Annotated in this window: 7 protein-coding genes; 1 reads left to right on the forward strand and 6 read right to left on the reverse strand. The window is 72.2% G+C overall.

Annotated features, from left to right (window positions below; all coding sequences use genetic code 11):
• The 6 genes from JNW89_RS22425 to JNW89_RS22450 all read right to left on the reverse strand — a co-directional run.
• On the reverse strand, positions 1–888 hold an 888-nt coding region (locus tag JNW89_RS22425), incomplete at its 3' end, for a CehA/McbA family metallohydrolase (RefSeq protein WP_238450389.1).
• 3 nt (positions 889–891) lie between these two features.
• Positions 892–2028 carry an ABC transporter ATP-binding protein gene (locus tag JNW89_RS22430; protein ID WP_238450390.1) on the reverse strand — a complete coding sequence of 379 codons (1137 nt, stop codon included), beginning with the start codon at positions 2026–2028 and terminating at the stop codon, positions 892–894.
• Complete coding sequence (locus tag JNW89_RS22435; RefSeq protein ID WP_238450391.1) at positions 2028–2906, reverse strand: carbohydrate ABC transporter permease; 879 nt, start codon at positions 2904–2906, stop codon at positions 2028–2030. Before JNW89_RS22435 ends, JNW89_RS22430 begins: the two co-directional genes overlap by 1 nt.
• On the reverse strand, positions 2903–4117 hold the full coding sequence (locus JNW89_RS22440; RefSeq protein WP_238450392.1) for a carbohydrate ABC transporter permease: 1215 nt from the start codon (positions 4115–4117) through the stop codon (positions 2903–2905). The genes JNW89_RS22435 and JNW89_RS22440 overlap by 4 nt, the downstream gene beginning before the upstream one ends.
• Positions 4015–5220, reverse strand: coding sequence for an ABC transporter substrate-binding protein (locus JNW89_RS22445; protein ID WP_238450393.1), 1206 nt, complete (start codon positions 5218–5220; stop codon positions 4015–4017). The genes JNW89_RS22440 and JNW89_RS22445 overlap by 103 nt, the downstream gene beginning before the upstream one ends.
• A 150-nt stretch (positions 5221–5370) precedes the next feature.
• Positions 5371–6108 carry a GntR family transcriptional regulator gene (locus tag JNW89_RS22450; RefSeq protein ID WP_238450394.1) on the reverse strand — a complete coding sequence of 246 codons (738 nt, stop codon included), beginning with the start codon at positions 6106–6108 and terminating at the stop codon, positions 5371–5373.
• A 184-nt stretch (positions 6109–6292) separates the two neighbouring features.
• Between JNW89_RS22450 and JNW89_RS22455 the strand changes: the two genes are divergently transcribed.
• On the forward strand, positions 6293–7028 hold a 736-nt coding region (locus JNW89_RS22455), incomplete at its 3' end, for a PfkB family carbohydrate kinase (protein ID WP_238450395.1).

Below are 7028 nucleotides of genomic sequence, written 5' to 3' on the forward strand. Positions count from 1 at the left end.
GCCCCCGACCGGCACCACGTCCGGGCGCCAGGCCCGCGCCCACGCCAGCGGGGCGCCCCAGGTCCGGTCCCACCAGCCGGAGTGCCACACCTCGGCCAGCCGGGTACGCGTGGTCAGCGGCTGCCGCCAGGCGCAGTCGCCGCCGAGGGGGTGGTTGACCGACATCACCCCGCCGGCCCGCTCCGCGGTGGCCAGCCATTCGTCGGGCGGCTGCCGGAAGTCGACCCAGCCGACCGGGCCGAACACGTTGGCGTGTCCCCGGTCGGTGGTCACCTCCTGCCCGGGCAGCAGGGTCAGGCCGTACCGGGCCGAGGCGGCGGGCAGCCACGGGTGGTGGCTGACGGTGTTGTGGTCGGTGACGGCGAGGAAGTCCAGGCCCCGGGCGGCGGCGAGGGCGGCCAGCTCGTCGATGGTGGCCGCGCCGTCGCTGTGCACGGTGTGCGCGTGCAGGTCCCCGGCGATCCAGCGCCGGCCGTCCACCCCGGGCAGCGCGCGGCGCGGCGGGCGGTCCGGGCGCGGTGGTGCCGTCGGCGGCGTCGGGGCGTCCGACCGGGTGGCGCTGGTGGTGGCGGTGACCTCGTAGCTCAGGCCCTCCGGCGGGATGCGGTGCAACCGGAGCAGCACCTGCCATTCGCCGGGTTCCAGCTCACCGGGCAGGTAGCCGGGGGTGGCCCAGTGGGCGGCCACGGTGTAGCCGTCGCGGGCACCGCCGGACCAGCCGCGGAAGCCGGCCGGCCCGAGGCAGCCCAGGTCGAGCACCCCGGCCTGCCGGGGATAGTCGAGTCGTACGGTGAGCGCGGCGGTGCCCGGCGGCACGGTGACCGGCAGGGTCCGCAGCACGCTCTCGGCGCGGTCCGCCAGCGTCCACCTGCCCCGGTGCGCCGCCATGCCTCACCGCTCCGCGCCGGTACGCGTCGCGGGCACGGCCGCCGCCGCCCCGCTCACCAGTTCGCCGTCCCGGTAGAGCAGTGACCGGCCCGGGCGGGGCACCACCCAGCCGGTGTCACCGGGTTCGGGTTCGCGCCCCTCCGGCACGACGACCTGGACGCTGGTCCCCGCGGCCCCGACGACGTCCCCGCTGGCCACGTCGAGGGAGACCAGCGAGAAGCTGCCGAGGTTCTCCACCACGACCACCTGCCCGCTCAGCGCCCCCGGCACCGGTTCGGCGGAGTAGTCCAGGTACTCGGGACGTGCCCCGTAGACGAGCTTCTCGCCGGCGCTCACCCGGTCCCGGACGTCGTCGGGCATCGGCAGCCGGGCGCCGGCGACGGCCAGTTCGCCGTCGTGCGCCTCGGCGTCGATGAGGTTCATCGGGGTGGAGCCGATGAAGCCGGCGACGAAGGTGTTGGCAGGGCGGCGGAACACCTCGGTCGGGGTGCCCACCTGCCGGATCCGGCCGCCCTCCATGACGGCGATCCGGTCGGCGAGGGCGAGCGCCTCGGCCTGGTCGTGGGTGACGAAGACGGTGGTGACGCCCAGTTCGCGTTGCAGCCGCTTGAGGAAGGTGCGCGCCTCCAGCCGCAGCCGGGCGTCGAGGTTGGACAGCGGTTCGTCGAGGAGGAAGACCTGCGGGTGGCAGGCCATCGCCCGGGCGAGCGCGACTCGCTGCTGCTGCCCGCCGGAGAGCTGCCCCGGGCGGCGTTGCAGCAGCGCGGACAGGCCCAGCTCGTCGGCGGTCTCCGCCGCCTTCTCCGCGCGGCCGCGCCGGTCCATCTTCTTGATCCGCAGCGGGTAGGCGATGTTCTCCTGCACGGTCATGTGCGGGAAGAGCGCGTAGTCCTGGAAGACCATCGCCACGTCCCGCTTGCCGGGCGGCAGGTTGGTCACGGCGCGGTCGCCGATGTGCACGCTGCCGCCGGAGGCGACCTCCAGCCCGGCGATGGTGCGCAGCAGAGTGGTCTTGCCGCAGCCGGACGGCCCGAGCAGCGCGAAGAACTCGCCGTCGGCGATCTCCAGGTCGAGGGCGTCCAGGGCCCGCACCCCGTTGGGGTAGACCTTGGTCAGGTCGCGCATGGTGATGGCGGACATCAGCGCTTGATCCCTCCGTGGAAGCGGAATCCGTACCGGCTGCTGACGAAGACGAACATGAGCGCCACCGGCAGCGAGTAGAGCAGCGAGAACGTGGAGAGCAACCGCAGGTCGGCCTGGCCGCCCTCGGTGTAGAGGGTGTACATGATCACCGCGGCGGGGGCCTTCTCCGGCCCGCGCAGCAGCAGGAACGGCACCAGGAAGTTGCCCCAGACGTTGGCGACCGCCCACACCCCGACGGTGGCCAGGCCGGGGCGGACCAGCGGCACCACGATGTGCCGCATGATCTGCAACGGGCTGGCGCCGAAGACGCGGGCGGACTCCTCGTAGGACGTCGGGGTGGCGTCCATGAAGTCCTTGAGGATGAAGATCGCCGCGGGCAGCAGCCCGCCGGTGAGGATCAGGATGACCCCGAGCCGGGAGTCGATCAGGTTGAGCCGGAACGCCAGCTCGAACAGCGGCACCATGGTGGCCGTGCCGGTGACGATCGACGAGAGCAGCAGCAGCCCGTAGAGCAGCGCGTCGCGGCCGGGCACCCGGACCCGGCTCAGCGCGTACGCGGCCAGCGCCCCGAACGTCACCACCAGCACCGCGGTGCCGGCGGCCAGGTAGACGGAGTTGAGCAGCGAGCTGAGCGCGTACGGGTTGTCGAGCAGCGCGCGGAAGTTGTCCAGGGTGAACCGCGGCAGCGACGCGGTGATCGTCGGATTGTCGTCGAACGGGGCGGTGGCCAGCCAGAGCAGCGGCAGCGCGAAGAACCCGAGGACGGCGCAGAGGAAGGTGTAGCGGGCGACCCGGCCGAGCAGGTGCCGAGCGGCTTCCGTGCCGGCCTCCCGCTCGGTGGTCGGCGCGGGCGCCGTGCTGGTCGCGCTGCTCACGCCGTCTCCTTCCGCCGGCCCAGCATGCGCAGGTAGACCAGCGCGATGACCAGGTTGATCAGCAGCATGACGAACGAGATCGCGGCGCCGAAGCCGAGTTCACCGCCGGAGAGCGCCACCTTGTAGACGTAGACCGGGAGGATCTCCGAGCGCTGCTCGGGGCCGCCGGCGGTGATGAGGAACGGCGCGAAGTCGTTGAACGTCCAGAGGCTGATCAGCAGCAGATTGGTCAGCACGTGCCCGCGGATGCGGGGGAAGACCACGTCGCGCAGTTGCTGCCAGGTGGACGCGCCGGCCAGCCGGGCGGTCTCCAGGTGGGAGCGGGGCACGTTCTCCAGGGCGGCGGCGTAGAGCATCATCGAGAACGCCGTGCCGCGCCAGGTGTTGAACACGATGATCGACAGCATCGGGTGGTCGAGCAGCCAGGCCGTGCCTGGGATGCCGAGCAGGGTGTTGAGGGTGCCGCCGTCCCGGTCGAGCAGGGCGATCCAGAGGAAGGCCACCACCGAGCTGGGCAGGATCCAGGAGAGCAGGACGAACGCCTCGACCACCCGGCGCAGCGGGCCGCGCCGGTCGCGCAGCGCGAAGGCGATGGCGAAGCCGAGCCCGGCCTGCCCGATGACCGCCGAGCCGAGCACGAACTGCAGGGTCAGCACCAGCGAGGTGCGGAACCGCTCGTCGCTCAGGGCCCGGGTGTAGTTGTCCAGGCCGACGATCTCCGGGTTGGCGGCGGCCAGGCCGGTCAGCCGGTAGTTGGTGACGCCCAGGTAGATCGTCCAGGCGGCCGGCACCACGAGGAAGAGCAGGATCAGCACCATGCTGGGCACGAGGAACCCGGTGGCCCGGGCCCGGCCCAGGCCGGCGGCGTCGGGGGCCGGGGAGGCGCCCGTCTCCGGGCGCCTCCCCTCCACCACCTGGTCAGGAGGTGACGTTACCTGCGCCACCGACGATCCCTTCCAGCTTCTTCTGGTACGCCCCGGCGGCCTCGTCGGCGCTCCGGCCCGACGCGGCGGCGGCGGTCGCCTCCTGCAGCGCCACCGACACCTGCGGGTAGACCGCCAGCGGCGCCGGTACGCGGTGACCGGCAGCACCTTCTCGGTGACGAAGCTCAGCATCGGGTCGCCCGCGAGGACCTCCTTGTTGACGTCCATCCGCGCGGTGATCCGTGCCTCGCCGGCGAGTTCGGCCTTGACCGCCTCCGCGGAGTGCATGAACGACAGCAGCTCCAGGCCTGGGACGGGAACTTGGAGTTCGGGTTGAGCACCCGTACGCCGCCGCCGGACATGCTGACGAAGTCCTGCCCACGGATGCCCGCGCCGGGCTGCTTGGCGGGGATCATCGCGTACCCGACGGCGGTGTCCCGGTCGGCCATCTTGGCGATGCCGGTGCTCGGGTTGATGACGCTGCGCCAGAAGTAGTCGCCCTCGGCCAAGATGCCGATCTTGCCGGCGGCGAACTCCGCGAAGGACTTGTCGCGCCCCTTCGCCTCCTGCTGCAGCTTGGGATCGCCCAGGCCGCCGCCGTAGATCTTCGTGTAGAAGTCGAGCATGTCCTTGACCGGCTGGCTGGCCCCGGCCCACTTGCCGTCCTTGTAGATCTCGCCGCCGGCGCCGACCAGCAGCGGCAACGCGCCCTGCATGGAGGTCGCCTCGCCCATCGCGGTGCCGGCGTTGATCTGGATCGGGGTCACCCCGGGCAGCGTCTTGAGCTTGGCGCCGGCGTCGAGGATCTCCTGCCAGCTCTTCGGCTGCCAGTCGGCGGGCAGGCCGGCCTGGGCGAAGAGCTTCTTGTTGTAGTAGAGGACCCGGCCGTCGGTGCCGAGCGGGATGCCGTAGCGCTTGTCCTCGAAGCTGCCGAGGCCCTGCACGGTCTCCGGGATCTGCGACCAGCCCTCCCAGGAGTCGGCCTGGTCGCCGGCCACCTCGGACAGCGGCTTGAGGTAGCCGGCCTGGACGAACTCGCCCACCCAGATGCCGTCCACGGCGATCACGTCGGCGCCGCCCTTGGAGCGCAGGTCCAGGGCCAGTTTGGTCTTGTACTGCTCGTCGTCGACGCCGCTGGGCACGAACGTCACCTTGGCGGTGACGCCCTTGGCCTTCTGCGCCTCGACGAACCGGGGGATGACCCACTTCTCGATCCACTCCGCGCCGGCGGAGTTCTTGCCGCCCACGATGGAGTTGGCGGAGATCGTGAGGGTGATGTTCTTGGCGTCCTTGCCAGCGGGCTCGGACGAGTCGCCGCAGGCCGTGAGGCCCAGGGCAAGGGTGGTGAACGCGGCGAGCACGCCCGCTGCGCGTCTCGGCTTGGATGTCATGGGCTGCTTCCCTTCGCAAGGAGACTTCGAAGAGACTCGCGGGTCGCCCGCCGGCCGCACGTCCGCCGCCGGCGGTGTTTGCGGCCACAATGTCATGACAGCCTGACGACGTAAATACCTGTCACTGAAATGAGCCCGAAACATCCACCGTCACCGCTCGGCGACGGTCACCTCGAGGGAGTAGCGGCTGGCCCGGTAGAGGTGCGCGCCGTGTTCCACGTACCGGCCCTGGTCGTCGTAGGCGGTGCGGGTCATGGTGAGCAGGGGCGCGCCGCGCCGCTCGCCGAGCATCTGCGCCTCGGCGGCGGTCGCCGCCCGAGCCCCGATCCGCTGGTGGGCGCCGCGGATGCGCATGCCGGCGGCGCGCAGGATCGCGTACAGGCCCTTGGCCTGCAACGCCTCCATGCTGAGCCGGACCAGGTCGGGCGGGAGCCAGTTCTCCATCACCGCGAGGGGTTCGCCGTCGGAGAACCGCAGCCGGCGCAGGTGCTGCACCTCGCTGCCGACCGGTACGCCGAGCGCGGCGGCGACGTCGGTCGGGCAGGCCACGGTGGCCAGTTCGAGCACCGAGGTGGACGGCTGCTGGCCGGCGCGCAGCAGGTCGTCGTGGAGGCTGGTCAGTTCCACCGCCCGGCGCACCTCGCCGCGCACCACCTGGGTGCCCACCCCGCGGCGGCGCACGATCAGTCCCTTGTCGACCAGGTGCTGGATCGCCTGTCGCACGGTCGGGCGGGACAACCCGAGCCGGTCGGCGAGCTGCAACTCGCTGTCCAGCCGGTCGCCGGGCGCCAGGTCGCCGCGCTGGATCGCCGCGGCGAACTGCTCCGCGACCTGGAAATAGAGCGGGACCGGGCTGCTCCGGTCGACCGCGATCTCGGGTCCGGTCACGGCACCTCCTCGCTGGGCACGAGCGGGATCTCGGGGCACGATGATGGGCGCCACTGTACCGAAGCGGTCACCGAACGCAGAGCGCGGATGTCATGACAACACATTGACAGAACTCATAAGGCGCTGTTACCAATCAGGGGCAGGGCCGGCGGGCACGGCATCGCCGGCCGGGGAAGGACGCCGCATGCTCGATGTGCTCACCATCGGCCGGGTCGGGGTGGACATCTATCCGTTGCAGATCGGCACGCCGCTGGCCGAGGTCGAGACGTTCGGCAAGTTCCTCGGCGGCAGTCCCACCAACGTGGCCGTCGCCGCGAGCCGCCAGGGGCTGCGCGCCGGCGTGATCACCCGCACCGGCGCCGACGCGTTCGGCGACTACGTGCACCGGGCGCTGCGCGACTTCGGCGTCGACGACAGCCAGGTCCACCCGGTCGACGGGCTGCCCACCCCGGTGACCTTCTGCGAGATCTTTCCGCCGGACGATTTCCCGCTCTGGTTCTACCGCACCCCGACCGCCCCCGACCTGCAGATCCGCCCCGAGGAACTCGACCTCGGCGCGATCTCGGCGGCCCGGGTCTTCTGGCTCACCGGCACCGGCCTGTGCCAGCAGCCGAGCCGGGACGCCCACGCGGCCGCGCTGGTCGCCCGCGACGGGCGCCCGCACACCGTGCTCGACCTGGACTACCGGCCGATGTTCTGGTCCGACCCGGCGGCGGCCACCGCCGCGGTCGCCGAGGTGCTGCCGCGGGTCACCGTGGCCGTCGGCAACCTCGACGAGGTGGAGATCGCCGTCGGCACCCGCGACCCCGAGCGGGCCGCCGGGCTGCTGCTCGACCGCGGGCCCCGGCTGGCGGTGGTGAAGCTCGGGCCGGCCGGGGTGCTGGCCCGCACCCGCACCGAGACCGTCCGGGTGCCGCCGG

It is taken from the genome of Micromonospora sp. 4G55, assembly GCF_016803375.1.

What these genes read in the sequence shown, in the direction of transcription:
- JNW89_RS22440 (WP_238450392.1), bottom strand. Translation starts at nt 4,117, where the DNA reads ATGCACTCCGCGGAGGCGGTCAAGGCCGAACTCGCCGGCGAGGCACGG.
- JNW89_RS22430 (WP_238450390.1), bottom strand. Translation starts at nt 2,028, where the DNA reads ATGTCCGCCATCACCATGCGCGACCTGACCAAGGTCTACCCCAACGGG.
- JNW89_RS22445 (WP_238450393.1), bottom strand. Translation starts at nt 5,220, where the DNA reads ATGACATCCAAGCCGAGACGCGCAGCGGGCGTGCTCGCCGCGTTCACC.